Source organism: Allofournierella massiliensis, assembly GCF_004345265.1.
Lineage (GTDB): Bacteria > Bacillota > Clostridia > Oscillospirales > Ruminococcaceae > Allofournierella > Allofournierella massiliensis.
The window spans coordinates 53375-70886 of record NZ_SLUM01000020.1 but is presented as its reverse complement, the minus strand read 5'-3'; the positions used below and the strand labels follow the sequence as shown (position 1 = coordinate 70886).

At 62.4% G+C, this 17512-nt stretch carries 14 protein-coding genes; 11 read left to right on the top strand and 3 right to left on the bottom strand.

What is annotated here, in order from left to right; translation table 11 throughout:
- Positions 1-12: 12 nt before the first annotated feature.
- The 3 genes from rffA to EDD77_RS12025 all read right to left on the bottom strand — a co-directional run bounded on the left by rffA (position 13) and on the right by EDD77_RS12025 (position 5048).
- Positions 13-1140 carry a dTDP-4-amino-4,6-dideoxygalactose transaminase gene (rffA, locus tag EDD77_RS12035; RefSeq protein ID WP_058963259.1) on the bottom strand — a complete coding sequence of 376 codons (1128 nt, stop codon included), beginning with the start codon at positions 1138-1140 and terminating at the stop codon, positions 13-15.
- Between the two features lie 77 nt (positions 1141-1217).
- Positions 1218-3218 carry a hypothetical protein gene (locus tag EDD77_RS12030; RefSeq protein WP_058963258.1) on the bottom strand — a complete coding sequence of 667 codons (2001 nt, stop codon included), beginning with the start codon at positions 3216-3218 and terminating at the stop codon, positions 1218-1220.
- Positions 3219-3326: 108 nt separating this feature from the next.
- Entirely contained in the window at positions 3327-5048 is a 1722-nt protein-coding gene (locus EDD77_RS12025) for a hypothetical protein (protein ID WP_058963257.1), read from the bottom strand.
- Positions 5049-5207: 159 nt separating this feature from the next.
- On the opposite strand from EDD77_RS12025, the gene EDD77_RS12020 reads away from it, so the two are divergent.
- From EDD77_RS12020 to EDD77_RS11970, 11 genes are all read left to right on the top strand, one after another.
- Entirely contained in the window at positions 5208-5453 is a 246-nt protein-coding gene (locus EDD77_RS12020; protein WP_058963256.1) for an IreB family regulatory phosphoprotein, read from the top strand.
- A gap of 149 nt (positions 5454-5602) precedes the next feature.
- Complete coding sequence (locus tag EDD77_RS12015; protein ID WP_058963255.1) at positions 5603-6745, top strand: glycosyltransferase family 1 protein; 1143 nt, start codon at positions 5603-5605, stop codon at positions 6743-6745.
- Positions 6742-7722 (top strand): glycosyltransferase family 2 protein, encoded by a 981-nt coding sequence (locus tag EDD77_RS12010; RefSeq protein ID WP_058963254.1) that lies wholly within the window; start codon positions 6742-6744, stop codon positions 7720-7722. Before EDD77_RS12015 ends, EDD77_RS12010 begins: the two co-directional genes overlap by 4 nt.
- Before the next feature lie 24 nt (positions 7723-7746).
- Complete coding sequence (locus EDD77_RS12005; RefSeq protein ID WP_058963253.1) at positions 7747-8982, top strand: glycosyltransferase; 1236 nt, start codon at positions 7747-7749, stop codon at positions 8980-8982.
- A 3-nt stretch (positions 8983-8985) separates the two neighbouring features.
- Complete coding sequence (locus EDD77_RS12000) at positions 8986-10251, top strand: glycosyltransferase family 4 protein (RefSeq protein WP_058963252.1); 1266 nt, start codon at positions 8986-8988, stop codon at positions 10249-10251.
- Complete coding sequence (locus EDD77_RS11995) at positions 10248-11198, top strand: glycosyltransferase (RefSeq protein WP_058963251.1); 951 nt, start codon at positions 10248-10250, stop codon at positions 11196-11198. The genes EDD77_RS12000 and EDD77_RS11995 overlap by 4 nt, the downstream gene beginning before the upstream one ends.
- A complete protein-coding gene (locus EDD77_RS11990) occupies positions 11195-12208 on the top strand; it encodes a glycosyltransferase family 2 protein (RefSeq protein ID WP_058963250.1) in 1014 nt (337 codons plus the stop codon). The genes EDD77_RS11995 and EDD77_RS11990 overlap by 4 nt, the downstream gene beginning before the upstream one ends.
- A gap of 30 nt (positions 12209-12238) precedes the next feature.
- On the top strand, positions 12239-13240 hold the full coding sequence (locus tag EDD77_RS11985; protein WP_058963249.1) for a glycosyltransferase family 2 protein: 1002 nt from the start codon (positions 12239-12241) through the stop codon (positions 13238-13240).
- A gap of 29 nt (positions 13241-13269) precedes the next feature.
- On the top strand, positions 13270-14277 hold the full coding sequence (locus tag EDD77_RS11980; protein ID WP_058963248.1) for a glycosyltransferase family 2 protein: 1008 nt from the start codon (positions 13270-13272) through the stop codon (positions 14275-14277).
- Positions 14278-14280: 3 nt separating this feature from the next.
- Entirely contained in the window at positions 14281-16473 is a 2193-nt protein-coding gene (locus EDD77_RS11975; protein ID WP_058963247.1) for a glycosyltransferase, read from the top strand.
- A complete protein-coding gene (locus EDD77_RS11970) occupies positions 16439-17494 on the top strand; it encodes a glycosyltransferase family 2 protein (RefSeq protein WP_058963246.1) in 1056 nt (351 codons plus the stop codon). Before EDD77_RS11975 ends, EDD77_RS11970 begins: the two co-directional genes overlap by 35 nt.
- Positions 17495-17512 lie beyond the last annotated feature (18 nt).

Below are 17512 nucleotides of genomic sequence, written 5' to 3'. Positions count from 1 at the left end.
ATTCCCTCCGCCTTATTTCCAGAAAGACAGGACTGACCGGATCACCGTGTTCCGATCCTCTTCAGTCAGCCCGTAATACAGGGGCAGACGCACCAGGCGCTCGCTCTCTCTGGTGGTGTACACATCCTCACCGGAAAATACACCGAACTTCAGGCCCGCCGGCGCAGAGTGCAGCGGAATATAGTGGAACACAGCCAGAACACCATTGTCCTTCAGATGCTGGATAAATGCAGTGCGTTCCTCCAGATCATGCAGCTTGAGCCAGAACATGTGGGCGTTGTGCACGCAGCCCTCGGGCAGGGCAGGCAGTTCCACCTTTCCGGCCTGCTCCAGGGGAGCAAACGCCTCGTAATAGGCGTTCCAGCTGGCCAGCCGGTCGTTGTTGATCCGGTCTGCCTCCAGCAGCTGGGCATACAGGTAGGCGGCATTCATCTCGCTGGGCAGGTAGCTGGAGCCGTAATCCACCCAGGTATATTTGTCCACCTGACCGCGGAAGAACTTGGCCCGGTTGGTGCCCTTCTCCCGCAGAATCTCGGCCCGCTCGTTGTATTCCGGATCCCGGATCAGCAGCGCGCCGCCCTCGCCCATGGAATAGTTCTTGGTCTCATGGAAGGAGAAGCAGCCGAAGTCACCGATGGTGCCCAGAGCTTTTCCCTTATAGGTGCTCATCACACCCTGAGCCGCATCCTCCACCACCTTCAGGCCGTGGCGGCGGGCAATGTCCATGATGGTGTCCATCTCGCAGGCCACACCCGCGTAGTGCATGGCGCAGATGACCTTGGTTTTATCGGTGATGGCAGCCTCGATTTTCGTTTCGTCGATGTTCATGGTATCCGGGCGAACATCCACAAACACCAGCTTTGCGCCGGCAAGCACAAAGGCAGTGGCGGTGGACGAGAAGGTGAAGCTGGGCAGAATCACCTCATCGCCGGGCTCCAGATCGCACATCAGGGCGGCCATTTCCAGCGCGGTGGTACCGCTGGTGGTGAGCAGCACCTTCTGGGCGCCGAAGCGGTTTGCCAGCCATGCGTTGCACTCCTTGGTGAAGGGGCCGTCGCCACAGATCTTGTGGTTTTCAATGGCTTTTTTCACATAGTCCAGTTCCGTTCCTACCAGCGGGGGCACATTAAACGAAATCATACTTTAAAACTCCCTTATGTTATTCATCCGGGGTGCCGGAGCGCTCCGGTATTCGCTGTTTTTTCGGTGTTCGCTGTTCACACCAGGCGTTCGCTTTCCATAATTTTTCCGTCCTGCTGCCAGAGCAGGGTGAAGGTCAGCTCCTGCGGCTCGGCCCAGTCCAGATACAGGCCGGCGGTGAATTCGCCGTTTTCGCCCCGCACCAGCCGGTAGCAGCGGTTTTTACCGTCCGCACGGCTCGCCCTGAGCCATAGCGCCCCATCAGAGGGAAGACCTTTGGCCTTCCCTCTTGTTGTATACCAGCCGCTGCGGCTGGTGGGCGCGTTCTGCAGGGGTTGCATCTCCCATTCGATCGGCTTTCTTTCTTCACTTTGCATGGGCGGCGTGATCTTGAGCGCCCAGAAATCGCCCAGATCCTTTGCGGAACTCAGCGCCGCTTCCGGTTCATAGTGCTGCTGCACATACCGGAGAATCCGCTCCGGCTCGTAATCATCGGCCAGAAGCACGTTTTCATTTTCCACAAGCGCCCGCATGGGATTGTGAATTCCCATGGCTGCCCGGCTTTTTTTCATATAGGGGCTCTGCTCATGGTAGCCGCCCAGAATCGTATTGTGGGAAAAGAAATCCCGCTCGGGCAGCGCAGTCAGACCATAGGCCTGCTGCACACGATTGTAGGCGCTGTAAATGTTCCAGACATACACATGCTCCTCATCGGTGGCGGCAATATCCACCGACTGCACACCGGTGGTTCCGTTCTCGATGGTATTCACCCGCGGCATGGCCAGCCGGTCTGCCACGCGGGCCACGCTCACTGCGCTGCAAAGCAGGAATACCGCCGCACCCGCAACAATACCACCCCTGCGCAGCCGGATACCTCTGTGCTTCCGAATTCCCAACAGCACCGCAGTAAACAACGCGGCGGCAAACACCGCTTCCATCACCCGTTCGGGCAGGTTCCCCATCCAGAGCAGGCCCAGACAGATCATAAGGCTTCCGGCGCCCGTGCACAGAATTGCAACGCGGCGCCGCCAGTCCCCCAGCAGGAACAGAATTCCTCCCACCAGGCAAAAGCCCAGAAAGCTCTTTACCTGAAACGGCAGTTTCACCAGAAACGGAATTACCTGCCCCGAAACAAACTCTGCGGGGGCAGGTTTTTCCGCCCGCAGATCCGCCAGCCGGTTCATCCGGTCTGCATCGAAGAACTCCGGGTCTGCAAAACTCTGGTGTTCCATGCACCAGTAGTCGTTTTCCGTGAATCCGGCGCTTTCCAGCGCCCGCTGGTTTTTCTCCCAGCCACCGGTGGAATAATCCACAAAGGAAGAGCGGTCGTCGCTGAAGGATTTGAACGCCGCCCATTCCGGCTGGCACCAGAAGGCCAGCTGGGCCCCCTGCGCCACCGCAGTGATCAGCACGCAGCCGACCAGCGCCATAATCCCCCGGCGATTTTTCACCACGCCGGACAGAGCTGCCTTCCAGTCCGTCAAAGTTTTCATGCGGCACAGGAGCGAATAGAGGATCAGCACCAGTGCAAAGGGGGCAACCAGCAGCGCCGCTTTGGGCCGCCACAGATATCCCATGCACCAGAACAGCAGCCCGCCCCGGAAGGCCCATCGCCCTGCCCGCTTCCATGTATACAGCGCCAGCAGAGCAAGCGCCGCCGCGGCCCAGAGCCCGGCATTGCGGGTGAAGTTTGTCTCCACCATACACACCTGCCAGAACAGGAACTTGAACAGGCCGTCCACCGTGAGCGCCAGCCCGGCGGGCAGGAACAGAAAAGCGGTATAGGTGAATGCGGCAAAAGCCAGCACGGTAAAGACCCATCGCAGCCAGAAATACCAGTTTACCGTGGTGCTGACAAGCCCCAGCCCCTTGATGAGAAAGCCCAGCAGGATATTCACAAAATTGATCTGACCGCTTGGGTCAAAGCAGCCGCTGAGAACCAGCGAAATATCCCAGTCATCATGCGGCCAGCTGGAGGGGCTGGCAAACAGACTCAGTACCCCGAAGGCCAGCGCAAGCCCCAGGCTCAGCAGCACCAGCCGGCGTTTCTGCTGTGGGGTTGTGTCATTCTGCGCCATGTGCAGTTCTCCTTCTACAATCTTCTTCCTAAGATAACGCCGCTGCGGCTCAATTCACTTCAGCGTGCCGCCGGCAGCAAGCCTGCGCAGCTGGATTTCCACATCTTTTCAGGGCAGCTTGTAAAACGTGCCGCTTTCGGTCTCGGTGCGTTCCACACCCGACTGGAGCAGCATCTCCTTGATATATCCCTCCGGCAGGCTTTCCGCCGAGGTATCAGCCCGGTTGGAAAAGCCGGTCTTTTCCTGGGCGATGAACACATACTCCGGCACCAGATTCGGGTTCTTTTCGTAGAAAATTCGATTCTGCTCGTCGCCCACATCGTTGATCCAGGGAGTAGGGGCACACACCACATAGTCATTCAGCATATAAGCATAGGGCAGAATATCCAGCACCAGCAGCTTTGCGCCGGCGGGCACATTGGCCGCCACATCCCGCAGCACGCCCTCATAGGCCTCGGCCTTTTCCGGCTCCAGCCACAGGCCCGTCATAATGCCCTCGCTCACCCGCACGGTGCAGCGGGCCGGGTTGCCGAAGGAATCATAGAAAAAGCGCATGTAGCCCAGCTGCACCGGCAAAAGCAGCGCCAGCGCCACCGCCAGCAGCCGCCGCAGGGCCAGCTCCGGCCGCCGGGGCCGACAGGCAGCCAGACACTGGCCCAGCCAGACCAGCTCGCCCAGCACACAGAAGAAACAGCCGTAGCTGCCGTTCACCACGCCCAGATCCGAGCCGTAGAACACGCCCACCGCATACAGCATACCGGTTACGCAGAGGGTCAGGCCGGGCAGGATGTCCCTGGGCCAGCACAGGAAGAGCACCGCCGGCCACAGAAGGCCGGGGATGAACCACTTCATGTTGCTGTAAAACTTTTCGCCCCGGGGCAGCATCACAAGGCCCCACACGGCCACCGCAAACACCAGCACCGCCAGCGCCACCCACGCCGCCCGGGGCAGCGTTTTGCCCCGGCACACCGCCAGCCGCGCCGCACCGCAGAGCACCCACAGCGCACCGCAGGCCAGAATGATGGCGGTGCCGTACCACCAGCGGCAGCTGGCCAGCCAGCTGATGATCTCGGCCACAATGCCGCCGCTGCCCTGATGGGCACTGTCCGCGATCAGCAGATTGCCGAAATTCTCCAGATAAACGCTGAGGGGTGCACGGATCAGAAGCTCCGCCGCAAACACGGCGAACACCGCCGCCCCGCCCAGGCAGAACCAGCCGAAGGAGCGCAGCCGCCGCCCCGCCGGATACTGAACCAGCAACAGCAGGCAAACCGGCACCAGCACGATCATGGGCGGGTAGGCCTCCAGCGCCAGGGCAAAGCAGGCCCCGGCCAGAACGGCAGGCCACCAGCCGCCCTGCCGTGCGCCAAACAGCGCCAGCAGCACGAACAGCAGCGTGAAGTGCATGCCCAGAGAGTTATAGGAAAAGGTATTCAGATTCAGCGGCGTGAACAGCAGCGCCAGCAGCGCGCCGAAGGCCGCCCAGTTGCGGGTGGTAAACCGGCACAGCAGAAAAAACGCTGCCGCGCTCACTGCACACTCAAGCCCGATGTAGCACAGCCGCAAAAACAGATAGACTCCATCCCATCCGCCGGTAAGCCCGTGGAACAACGCCGCCAGCGGCATGAAAATCATGGAACTGAACTGGGTTGCGCCCCAGATCTCCGCCGTGGGAATCCAGCCCTGCAAATACGAGTATGCCTGCGTGAGGAAATAGCTCTCCTCCTCGCCCGCGATGCAGAACCGCGCCCGCCAGACCAGCCCGGCCGCTGCCGCGGCCCAGGCCAGCCAAAACCAGTTTCGGCATATCCAGCTGCGTTGTTTCGTCATAATGTAACAATACCTCTTTTAAATAGTCATAAAAAGTCAGTGTAAGTATAGCACAGTCCCCGTTCCTTGTAAACCTTGGCCCCGGCAGCTCTTGCATTCCGCCAGCAAATGGGGTATACTGTATCTAAATTGATTCTTCTGCAAAAGGGGGGCCATTTTATGTCTGATCCTACCGCTGTATTCTCCATTTATGATGACCGCGACCGGGAGATCCGTGCCGTTGTGCAGGAGGTCTACGACGCACTGAAGGAAAAGGGTTACAACCCCATCAACCAGCTGGTGGGCTATATCCTGTCCGAGGACCCCACCTATATCACCACCTATAAAAACGCCCGCTCGCTGATCCGCCGTGTGGACCGCGACGATCTGCTGCAGGCGCTGGTTCGCAATTACGTCAATCCCTGATCCTTCAAACCGGTTCCGTGCCGCGCACGGGGCCGGTTTTTCCTTTTTGCCCGGGCTTTGCAAAGCCCGGGCTTTTTGTTATACTATAAGCTGTATTATTGCGTGCGAAAGCAGGAAGACTTTCGCCGGGCAAAAGTGAGGTGCCTTGTATGGCGGCTGTGCGCGTTCTGCACTGCGTGGCCGGTCTGGCCCACGGCGGCTACGAAAGCCTGATCATGAATCTGTATCGCTGCATCGACCGGGACGCGGTGCAGTTCGATTTTGTAAGCTCCTTTCCCGGTGTGTACGAAAGCGAGATCGAAGCGCTGGGCGGTGTGATCCACCGCATCCCCTTCATCACCCAGAAGGGCCCCTTCGTCTACACCCATGCGCTGGACAGGGTGCTGGCTCAAAGCCCCCGCTATTCCATTGTGCATTCCCACATGGACAAATTCAGCGGCCTTGTGATGCGGCAGGCAAAAAAGGCCGGCATTCCGGTGCGCATCGCCCACAGCCACAACACCCGGAATGAGGGAGGGCTGGCCTTCCAGGTGGTGAAGGACTACTACGGAAACATGGTGCTGCCCAACGCCACCCATCTGTTCGCCTGCTCCCGGGCGGCGGCAGACTGGATGTTCGGCCCTGAGGCAAACCGGGCGCACATTCTGCTCAACGGCATCGACCCGGAGCGTTTCGCAGTGAACGAGATGGCCCGGGCCAGCGTGCGGGAGGAGTTCGGAATTTCGGACGAATGCCTGGTGTTCGGCCATGTGGGCCGGTTCACCCCCCAGAAGAACCACGACCGCATTCTGGATATCTTTGCCCTCATCCACAAGCAGGCTCCCGGCAGCGCCCTGCTGCTGGCGGGCACCGGCCCTCTGCTGGACGAAATGCGCCAGAAGGCCGCCCGGCTGGGCCTTGCCGACTGCGTACATTTTCTGGGCAGCCGGGAGGATATTCCCCGCCTTTTGCAGGGCATGGACGGCTTTCTGTTCCCCTCCCTGCACGAGGGGCTGCCGGTGACTCTGGTCGAGGCGCAGGCGGCCGGCCTGCCCATAACCGCGGCCACCACCATCACCAGTGAAGTCTGTATAACCCCGCTGGTAAAGCAGCTTGCACTGGAAAGCAGCGATGAGGTCTGGGCAAGAACCGCCCTGGAACAGGCGATGGAAAACCGGCCGGTGCGATCTTCTCCCCGGCAGCAGATCGCCGCGGCGGGATACGATATCCGCCAGACTGCCGCCTGGCTGACCAATTTTTATCTGGGCCTTGCCCAAAGCTATGACCCAACCGCAGGAGGACCCCGCTCATGAATCAGACCCCCCTCGTTTCAGTGGTGGTGCTGGTGTACAACACCGGCGACTATCTGCTGCCCTGCCTGGAAAGCATCGCCGCCCAGAGCTACCGCAATCTGGAGGTGCTGATGATCGACAACGGCAGCCAGGACGGCTCCGGCCAGGTGTGCGATGACTTTGCCTTGCGGGACAGCCGCTTTCGCACCATTCATCAGGAAAACCTGGGCATCATCGGCGGCCGGGGCACCGGTGTTTCCCACAGCCGTGGCGAATACATCAGCTTTGTGGACGGCGATGACCTGCTGCATCCCGAAATGGTGCGGCTTCTGCTGGAAGAGTGCCTTTCCACCACCCTGCCGGTGGCGGGCTGCCGCTTCATCCCCTTTTACGGTCCGGTACCTCAGCCGGAAAGCGGCCCGGAGGATTTTCTGGTGCTGGAAAGCCCCGCCCATCTGGACGCCCTGATGCACGACAAGCGGGTGGAATACAGCCTTTGCAACAAGCTGTATGCCCGGAATCTGTTCGATGATGTACCCTTTTATTCGCCGGTGGTATACAACGAGGACCTGTATCTGAACTGGAACATCCTGCAGCACGCCGGCGGCATGGCCTTTGTGGATTTTGTGGGCTACTATTACCGCCAGCATGCGGAATCCACCACGCACCGGCCCCTGCAGGAGCGGATGCTCACCGACCAGCTTTTCGTGGCCCGCACCATTCTGGATACCGCCCGCGGCGGCCCGCTGGAGGCCTCTGCCGAGGCATTTTACTATGAAAAGCTGCTGTATCTGAACAGCATGATTCTGCGTCAGGCCAACGCCCGGGATTTTGATTCCGAGCACAAGTCTCTGAAAAAAGAGATTCGCGCCGGGCTTGGCAGGGCGCTGAAAAACCGGCACCTTTCCCACGCCATGAAGCTGGCGGCCATGCTCTCCTGCTGGGGCGGCATTTTCTACGCCGGGCTGTGCCAACTGATGCTCACCGACCGGCGCTGACCGGCCCTTTTTCGAGGTTTTTTCATGAAACTGCTTTGCATTCTGGACAGTGTGGAATTCCCCCTTGCCCCCACCCCGGCCATTGCCCGGCGGGCGGCGGCGCTGCTGGCGCAGCGGGGCCACACGGTGCATTTTCTGGAACTGTACGACGGCGAAACCCTGCCCGCCGAACTGCCCGGCTGCGGCCGGACGCTGCTGCCCTTTTCGGACGAGCGGGTGATGAACCGGGTGCTGGAATTCGGCAACCCGGGCGGCACCCCGGTGCCCCTGCGGCTGTTAAAGCTCTGCGCCCATCCGGCGGCGGCTCTGGCCGCGGTACGGCAGATCGCCTTCAAAAAGCCCCGGCGCATCTCGGCGGCGAAAAAGGCCATCGAAGCGCTGGACGCCCGCTGCCATTTTGACGCGGCGGTGGCGGTGGCTGCTCCCTACGCGGGCAGCTTTGCCCTTGCCGCCGCCCGCTTCGGCGGCAAAAAGGCCAGCTGGCAGATGGACCCCTACGCGGCCAACCGCAGCTACAACGCTCCCGGCGCCTTCGACCGGGAAAAACAGCTGCTGGAAGCGCTGGACGCGGTATTCATTGCCCCGGCCATGAAACAGTACTACGCTCCCGGCGCACCGCTGGAGCGTTTTGCAGGCAAGGCCCATGTGCTGGATTTTCCCAGTCTGGTGCCCCCGCCCGCCGCGCCTGCCGTTACCGGCAAAAGCAGCCGGCTGCGGTGTGTATTCGTGGGCAGTCTGTATCCCGAGCTGCGCACCCCTCATTATGCGCTGGAGCTGTTTTGCGCACTGAACGATCCGAATCTGGAACTGGTATTCGTGGGCGGCGGCTGGGAGAACTATCCCGCCGATCTGCTGGAGCCCTACCGGAAGATTCTGGGCGACCGGCTGATCGTCACCGGCCCACTGCCCGCAAAACAGGCCGCAGAAGAGCTGGCAAAGGCGGACGTACTGCTGAGCCTGGGCAACGGGGTGGACAACCAGGTGCCCAGCAAGATCTTTGAATACTTTGCGGCGGGCCGGCCGGTGCTGCATCTGGCCAAGCTGGAAAACGACCCCTGCCGCCCTTACTTTGACCGCTGGCCCCTTGCCCTGACCCTGCTGGAACCGGAGGGCACCGGGCCGGATGTGCTGGCCCGTCTTTCGGCATTTCTGTCCGAAAAGGGGCGCTGCCGCCTGCCCTTTGAAGAGGCCGCGCGGCTGTTTGAATCCAATACGCCCCAGGCGGCGGCCCGCTGCCTGGAACAGACCCTTGGAGGCTGAACCATGAAGGTACTCTGGCTTTTGAATTTTCTTCCCGCTCCCCTGGCCCGTGCGCTGGATCTGCCGGTGCAGGCCAGTGGCAGCTGGGTGACGGCGCTGTATCAGGCAATGGCGCAGCAGCCGGTGGAGATCATCCTGTGCGCTCATAATTTTGCCGTGACCAGAACCGAGCGCCGTGAAATCGACGATACCGTATACTGGGCTTTCCCCACCGCAGAGGGTGCTTCTGCCCTGAAAAAGGTGCTGGACGCCGAGCAGCCGGAGCTGGTGCAGGTGTTCGGCACCGAAAACGACCACCCGGTGTGGGCGCTGGAAACCTTTGACCCCGAAAAGGTTCTGATCTACATTCAGGGCCTTGCGGGCCCCTGCGGCGAGCACATGGCGGACGGCCTGCCCGAGCGGTTTCTGCGCCGCCAGCCCCTGAAGGAGACGGTCACCGCCCGGTTCGGCGGGGCCACCGTGTATCAGCTGCGCCAGCGGCTTCTGGATCAGGGCGAGGCGGAGAAAAAGGTCTTTGCCCTTGCCCGGAACGTGCTGGGCCGCACCGAATGGGACAAGGCCTTCACCGCTTCGGTGAATCCACAGGCCCGCTATTACAAATTGAACGAGATTCTGCGTGCGCCCTTTTACTCCGGCGGCTGGCAGCGGGATCCGCTGCGCCGGCCCCGCATTTTCGTGAGCCAGGGCAACACCCCGCTGAAGGGTCTGCACCGGGTGATCGAGGCGTTGCCCGCCATCGCCGCCCGGTACCCGGACGTGCAGGTGGATGTGGCTGGCTGGCCCCCGCCCCGCAAGGGTGCGCTGCTGCAGCCGGTGATGAATTGGCTGGCGGAGTATCCCGGTTATCTGGACCAGCTTGCCCGCCGTCTGGGCGTGGCGGACCGCATCCGCTACACCGGCGTGCTGAACGCCGAAGCCATGAAAACCTGCTTTTTGCAGAGCAGCGTCTTTCTGCTGCCCAGCAGCCTGGAAAACAGCCCCAATTCGCTGGGCGAGGCAATGCTTCTGGGCATGCCCTGCGCCGCCGCGAACGTGGGCGGCGTGCCCAGTATGCTGGAGGACAAGAAGGAGGGCCTGCTGTTCGACCCTGCCCGGCCCGATCAGATGGCGCAGGCGGTGCTTGCCCTGCTGGACGACCCCGCCGGGGCCGAGGCCATGGGCAAAGCCGCCCGGACCCGGGCCATGGCAGACCACGACCCGAAGGCCATTGCCGCCGCGCAGATGGCTTTGTACAATCAGCTTTGCGGCACGAAGGAGGCAAAACCGTGAACCAGCCCTTGGTAACGGTGCTCATCACCACCTACAATCAGGAGCGCTATATCGGCAAGGCCATCGACAGCGTGCTGGCCCAGAAAACCGATTTTCCCTTTGAAGTTTATATTTCCGAGGACTGCGGCACGGACGGCACCCGCGCCATCCTGCAGGACTACGCGGCCCGCTTCCCGGACATCATCCGGCTGAACCTGCGCGAACAGAACGCGGGCATCAGCCGCAACTGGTACGAGGGCCTGTGCGCCGCGAAGGGCCAGTACGTCTGCACACTGGAGGGCGACGACTGGTGGCGGGATTACCACAAACTGCAAAAGCAGGTGGATTTTCTGCGCGCTCACCCGGACTATCTGGCGGTGAGTCACACCCTGCTGCTCACCGATGATGCGGGCAACACCTACGGCACCCTGCCGGACGATCCCCGCATTCTGGGCAGGGACGCCACCATGGAGCTGTTTCTGGCCGGCGTGACCTACTCCTGCACCGCCTGCCTTGTGAAGAACATCTTCGACCCGGCGGACAGGGAACTTTATGACTATGTGACCGCCAACCGCAGCATCGCAGACTTTGCGTTGTGCATGCTGTATCTGGACAAGGGCAGGGTGTTCGTAATGAACGAGGCGCTCTCCGCCTACCGGGTGGCGGGCACCGACCAGAACCACCAGAACTACAACGGCACCCAGAGCGCACTGAAAAAATACGCCGATTTTCTGGACGTGGTAAACACCAGCCGCCGCTACTGGAAGGGCAAGTATCCCTTTGCCAAATGCCTGTGCGCCGGCAGCTTTTACCCCTTTATCGACCGGATCAAATACGGCGAGCTGTGGCCCTTTGTGCGGCTGATGGGCCGAATGCCCCTTTCCGCAAAGGTGCTGTTCCCCTTCTATTTCACGGGGCGCTGCCTTTCGCTGGTAGTCCGCAAATTCACGGGAGGGAAAAGCACATGAACCAGCCTTCCTTCAGCGTGATCGTGCCGGTGTACAGGGCCGAGGCCACTCTGGAAAAATGCGCAAACAGCATTCTCCGTCAGGCGCCTGCCGACCTGGAGCTGATTTTAGTGGACGACGGCAGCCCGGACGGCAGCGGCGCACTGTGCGACCGTCTGGCCGAGCAGGACAGCCGGGTTCGGGTGATCCACCAGAAAAACGCCGGGGCCAGCGCCGCCCGCAACGCCGGGCTGGACGCCGCCTCCGGGCGCTATCTGCAATTTGTGGACGCGGACGACTGGGTGCTTCCCGGCCTTTACGAAGCGGCCCTGCCCATTCTGGAACAGGGCGCGGACGTGCTGTTCTTCGGGGTGGAAAATGTGGGTTACATCCCGGAGCCGCCCCTGCCGGACGCAGCGTTTGAGAGCCTTGCCGCGCTGGCGGGTGAGTTTGAGCGGTATCTGGTGACCACCGGCCAGTTCGCGGCCCCCTACAACAAAATCTACAAGGCCCATGTGATCGGCCCGGTTCGCTTTGACCCGGCGCTGAAGATCAACGAGGACCTTCTGTTCAACCTGCTGGCTTTGCAGCGCTGCGGGCCGGTTCGCTTTGTGCCCACCAACTACTACGCCTGTGACCACACCGGCGAGGGCTCGCTCTCCCGGTCGCTGCGGGCGGATCTGCTGGATGCGGAGCAGGCCACCCGGGCGGCGCTGCTGCAGTTCGCCGCCCATTACGGGCTGAACGAAGCGCAGGCCGCCGCGCTGGCCGCTGCCCGGCAGGGCAATGTAGCGGTGGCCCAGATGTCGGTTCTCATGAGCCGCAAGGGGCCCCTTTCCCTGTGGGGATACCGCCGGGCCTTTGCCCGGATGCTGGCGTTGCCGGACGCCCGAAAGGCGCTGGCCGCCTGGCTGGCGGCGGATTCCAACCGGCTGATGGCCCTGCCCTACCGCATCTGCGTGGGGCTGCGGCTGGCCTTTCCCATGGCGCTCTGGTGCTGGCTGCGATGCAGCACCAGCCATGCGCTGTGATTTCATTTTCCCAAGGAGGCAAACATATCTATGGCGGCTGTATTAAGCTGTATCATGCCCGTTTACAACGGGGAGGAATATCTTGAAAAAAGCGTGCAGAGCGTGCTGGATCAGAGCTTTGCCTGGTTCGAGCTGATTCTGGTGAACGACGGTTCCACCGACCGCACCGCCGACCTGTGCGCCGAGTTCGCCCGCAAGGACGAACGGGTGCGGGTGCTGACCCAGACCAACAAGGGCGCGGCGGCGGCTCGGAACGCGGGCATTCAGGCATCCGAAGGGCGCTACATCACCTTTGTGGACGCAGACGACGTGCTGCTGCCCAAGGCCTTTGAAAAGACCGTGCAGGCCATGGAGAACCGGGAGCTGGATCTGGTCAGCTTCAACTTCTCGTTCTGCAGCGACACCGGCTTCACCGAGGCGGTGTACCCCGCCTTTTCCGCCGCCTCGCTGGAGGAGTTCTGGCCCCATTTCATCGAGTATTACCGGGCCAACCAGTTCTTCTCGCTGTGCAACAAGGTCTACCGCACCCAGCTGATCAAGGGGCTGGGCCTTTCGCTGGACGAAACCCTGCGCACCGGCGAGGACATCCAGTTCAACTTCGCCTGTTTTGCCAATCTGGGGAAGATGGAGCATCTGGACGGCATTTATTACGAATACTGGAACCACGCCCAGACCCTGACCCGGGCCGCCACGCTGGACAATATGGAAACCAGCCAGCGGGTGCTGCACGGGGTGCGGCGTTTTCTGGAGCAGTGCGGCCAGAGCGAGCTGTATCCCCAGCTGGCCGCCGCCCAGCTGCCCTGGGACGCGGTGAGCTTTTTCGATCTGCTCACCGATTCCTCCAAGCCCTACACCCTGGAAGAGCGTAAGGTCGGGCTGGAAAAGCTGTTTGCGAACCCCATGTGGCACACCGCCCTGATGACCCGGCTGGAAGGCCGGCAGGGCCTTTACAACGGCTGGCTGCGCAAAGCCGCCGCGAAGAAAAACGCGGGGCGCGCCTTGCTGCCCCTGCGCCTGAAGGGCAAACGCTGATCTGATATTTTTTGATAAGGAGGCATCCCATGCCCGCCATCAGCATCATCACCACCGTATACGACGCAAAGGATTATCTGCCCCTGACCGTGCAGAGCATCCTTGCCCAGAGCTTTGCCGATTTTGAGCTGATTCTCGTGGAGGACGGCAGCCCCAACGGCTGCGGCGAACTGTGCGACGAGCTGGCCAGAACCGATCCCCGCATCCGGGTGGTGCACAAGAAAAACGGCGGCCCCGCCAGCGCGGCCAACGCCGGGCTGGACGCCGCCACCGGCGACTACATCAGCTATGTGGATTCCGACGATCTGCTGCATCCGGATTTCTTAAAAACTCTGTACAACACCGTGAAGGAAAGCGGCTGCCCGCTGGCGGCCTGCGGCGCGGTGTGCATCGACGAAAAAGGCAATTTTCTCAAGCGCGGGGTCACCCTGCCCGAGGAATTTTTAGGCCGTCACGACGCGCTGGAACAGTTTCTGGACGTGTTCAAAAATGGCGGCATGTATTCCATGGTCACCTGGAACAAGCTGTACGACGCCCGGCTTTTTGCAAACGTGCGCCACGACGAGACCATGTTCTACGGCGACGACGCCAACATCATGGACAAAATCTACGACGGCAACGAGATCGTGCTCTCCAACGAGCCGCTTTATTACTACCGCACCCGCACCGGCAGCATGACCGCGCTGGCCTTCTCGGCCAAGCGGCTGGACGATCTTCGCCTGTACGGCGGCTGGGTGGACTTTTTCGCCGGCAAACCCGGCTATGAGGATCTTTCCGCCTGGGCGGTGGCCCGCTACTGGCAGGTGTTCTACCTGTTTTATGTGCACGCCAATCTGGCCGGGCCCATGCCCGCCGAGCTGAAACAGGGCTTTGCGGCGCACAAGAAAAAGCTGAATAAGCTGCTGCCCCGTATCCTCTCGAATCCCCATGTGCCCGGGTTTGAAAAGTTCCGGGCGGTGCTGTTCTGTGTAAGTCCCGCGCTGTGCTACAAGCTGGCGGCGGCCCGGGGAAAAATGGACCGCGAAAAGGAGGCCTGAGCCATGCCCGCGATCAGCGTGATCGTTCCCGTTTACAAGGTGGAGGCGTTTCTGCCCGCCTGTGTGGCGAGCATTCTGGGCCAGACCTTTGCTGACTTTGAGCTGATTCTGGTGGACGACGGCAGCCCGGACGGCTGCGGCGCACTGTGCGACGTCTATGCCGGGCAGGATGCCCGGGTGCGGGTGATCCACCGGCAGAACGGCGGGCTTTCCGCCGCGCGCAATTCCGGCATTGCCGCCGCAACGGGCGAATTTCTCGCCTTTGTGGACTCGGACGATCTGGTGGCCCCGGATTATCTGGAGCGGCTGCACGCCGCCTTGCACACCGCCGGGGCGGATATGGCCCTGTGCGCGGTGGAGGACGTGAACGAGGACGGCTCGCCGCTGGAGCATCCCGAGATCACCGCGCCCGCCGCGGCCGGAAGCTTTTCCGGCAAAGCGCTGCTGGCGGAATTTTTCGGCCCCAATGCCACCTGCTACACGGTGGCCTGGAACAAGCTGTACAAACGCAGCCTGTGGGAGCAGCTGCGCTACCCGGAGGGGCTGATCCACGAGGACGACGCAGTGGCCCACCGGCTGTTTGCCGCCTGCAAGAAGGTGGCCTGCCTGACCGAGCCGCTTTATCGCTACCGGCTGCGACAGGGCAGCATCTGCCGCAGCGGCATCAGCCCCGGCAGCTTTGACGGGGTAACTGCCCACGCGGACTGGTGCCGCTTTTTCCGGGACGAGGGCTTTGACAAGCCCCTGCTGGACAAGGCGCTGGCCGCCTGCTTCCGGCGGTATCTTTCCCTGTGCGCCGGAGTGAAAATCGAGCTGAGCTGGCCCATCGCGGCCCGCTGGCACAGCACGCAGGCAGAGCTGCGCTGCCTTTTGCCTCTTTTGAAAACCTGCGGGGAACTGACCCTGCCTGAAAAGCTCAGCTGCCTGCGCTGGTGCACCCGGCCGCTGCCGCTGCCCCCGAAGAAAGAGCTGCCCCGGGCCGCTCTGCTCATGCCCCCCGCCCTGCCGGTGCCTGCCGTGAAGGGCGGCGCGGTGGAGGGCCTTGCCACCCGTCTGGTGGAGGAAAACCAGACCCGGCGGCGGATGGAGCTGGCGGTGGTCACCGTGCTGGACGAGCAGGCCGCCGTTGCGGCCGCCCGTTTTTCCCAGACGCTGTTCTGCTTTGTGCGCCCCGCTTCGCCTGTGCGCCGGGCGCTGTACAGCCTTACCCGCCGGGTGCGGGCGCTGGCGGGCCGCGGCGTTCACTGGAATGTTTATTACAGCCAGGCCCTGCCCTTTCTCCGGGCGCTGCATCCTGACCACCTGGTGGCAGAGGGCGGCGACCTGACCGGCTGGCAGCAGGTGAGCCGGGCGTTCGGCAAAGAACGCATGGTCGCCCATCTTCACGGGCTGACCCACGCCTCCCCTTTGCTGGATCGCTGCTATGGCCATGTGCTGGCTTTGAGCGAATACATCCGGGGCCAGTGGCTTGCCACCAGCGCCCTCGACCCGAAAAATGCCCTGCTGCTTTACAACTGTGTGCCCGTGGAGCGGTTCGCCGCCCCGCCGGATGCGCAGGCGGTGGAGACACTGCGCCAGCAGCTGGAGCTTTCCGCGGACGATTTCGTGGTGCTGTTCTGTGGCCGGCTGGAGGAGGACAAGGGCGTGCACAAGCTGGTGGAGGCCATGGCCCTGATTCCGGATCCGGCAGTGAAGCTGGTGGTGGTGGGCGGCTCCTTCTTTGCCACTTCCGAAACGACCCCCTTCACCCGGCAGCTGCAAGCGCTGGCAAAGCCGCTGGCCGGGCGCATCCGCTTCACCGGCTATGTTCCGGCTGAGCAGCTGCCCAAATACTATCATCTGGCTCAGGTGACCGTGATGCCCACGCTGGTGGAGGAAGCCGCCGGGCTGGTGGCCGTGGAGGCCATGGCGGCGGGCTGCCCGCTGATCGCCACCCAAAGCGGCGGTCTGCCGGAATACGCCGCGGGCAGCAACGCCATTCTTCTGCCCCGGGATGATTCGCTTCCCGCCGCCATTGCCGAATCCGTTCTGGCCCTGAAGGCCGACCCCGGCCGCCGGGCCGAAATGGCGGCGGCGGGCCGCAGGCGGGCAACGGAATTTTCCGCCCCGCGGTATTACGACGCCTTTTTGCAGGCGTTCCAACAGATGGAGGATGAAACCCATGGACCTGATCAGCGTGATCGTGCCGGTGTATAACGCGCTGGCCACCCTGCCCCGCTGCGCCAAAAGCATCCTGACCCAGAGCCACAGCCGACTGGAGCTGATTCTGGTGGACGACGGCTCCGCCGACGGCAGCGGCGGCCTGTGCGACGCTCTTGCGCTGGCGGATGAGCGGGTCCGGGTGATCCACCAGAAAAACGGCGGCGTTTCCACCGCCCGCAACGCGGGCCTTGCCGCTGCCGCCGGGCGCTGGGTGGTGTTCGTGGACGCGGACGACGCCCTGGCCCCCCATGCGCTGGAAAGCGCGCTGGCCGCGCAGCAGGCAAACCCGGACCGGCTGGTGGTCTGGCCCTTTGCCTGCCAGCCGGAGGCTCTGCCCCAGACCGCCTGCTGCGAGGGCGAGGCTTTTGGAGTGGAAAAGACCGGCTGGATGTATCTGGACTGCTGCCTTTCCATGCCCTGGAACAAGCTGTTTGACCGCCAGCAGATCGAAGCTGCCGCCCTGCGCTTTGACCCGGAGTATTCGCTGGGCGAGGATCTTCTGTTCTGCCTTGCCTACTGCAGGGCCTTTTTCTCCTTGGACGGCGCGGGTTTTTTCAAGCTGCGTGAGCCCCAGACCTTTTACGAAACGGCAGAAAACGAAAACAGCCTGACCCAGCGCTACCGGCCGGATTTCTGCGATTTGTGGATGCGGCTGTTCGGCCGCCTTACGGCGGACTGCGAGCAGGCATTCCACTGCCCCGCCGCCGACCTGACCGCCATCCGCCACAGCTGGGTATGCACCATTGCGGACGGCGTGCAGGATACCCTTGCCCGGGGCGAAGGCGGCAAAGCCGACCGGAAAGCCCGGGCCCGGGCCGTATTGAGCTGGCCCGAAACCGCCGCCCTCTGCGACGCGCTGAAGGCTGCGGGCCGTTTTTCGCCGCTGGCATGGGCCATGCGCCGCCGCAGCCCCGCCCTTGTGGCCCGGCTGTGGAAGCTGCGGGAAAACAGGCCGGATCTGTACGGCAAGCTGGAGGCCATTGGCCAGCGGTTCAGCCGCCCGGCCCGTTTTTGATTTTTTTGCCATGGCATG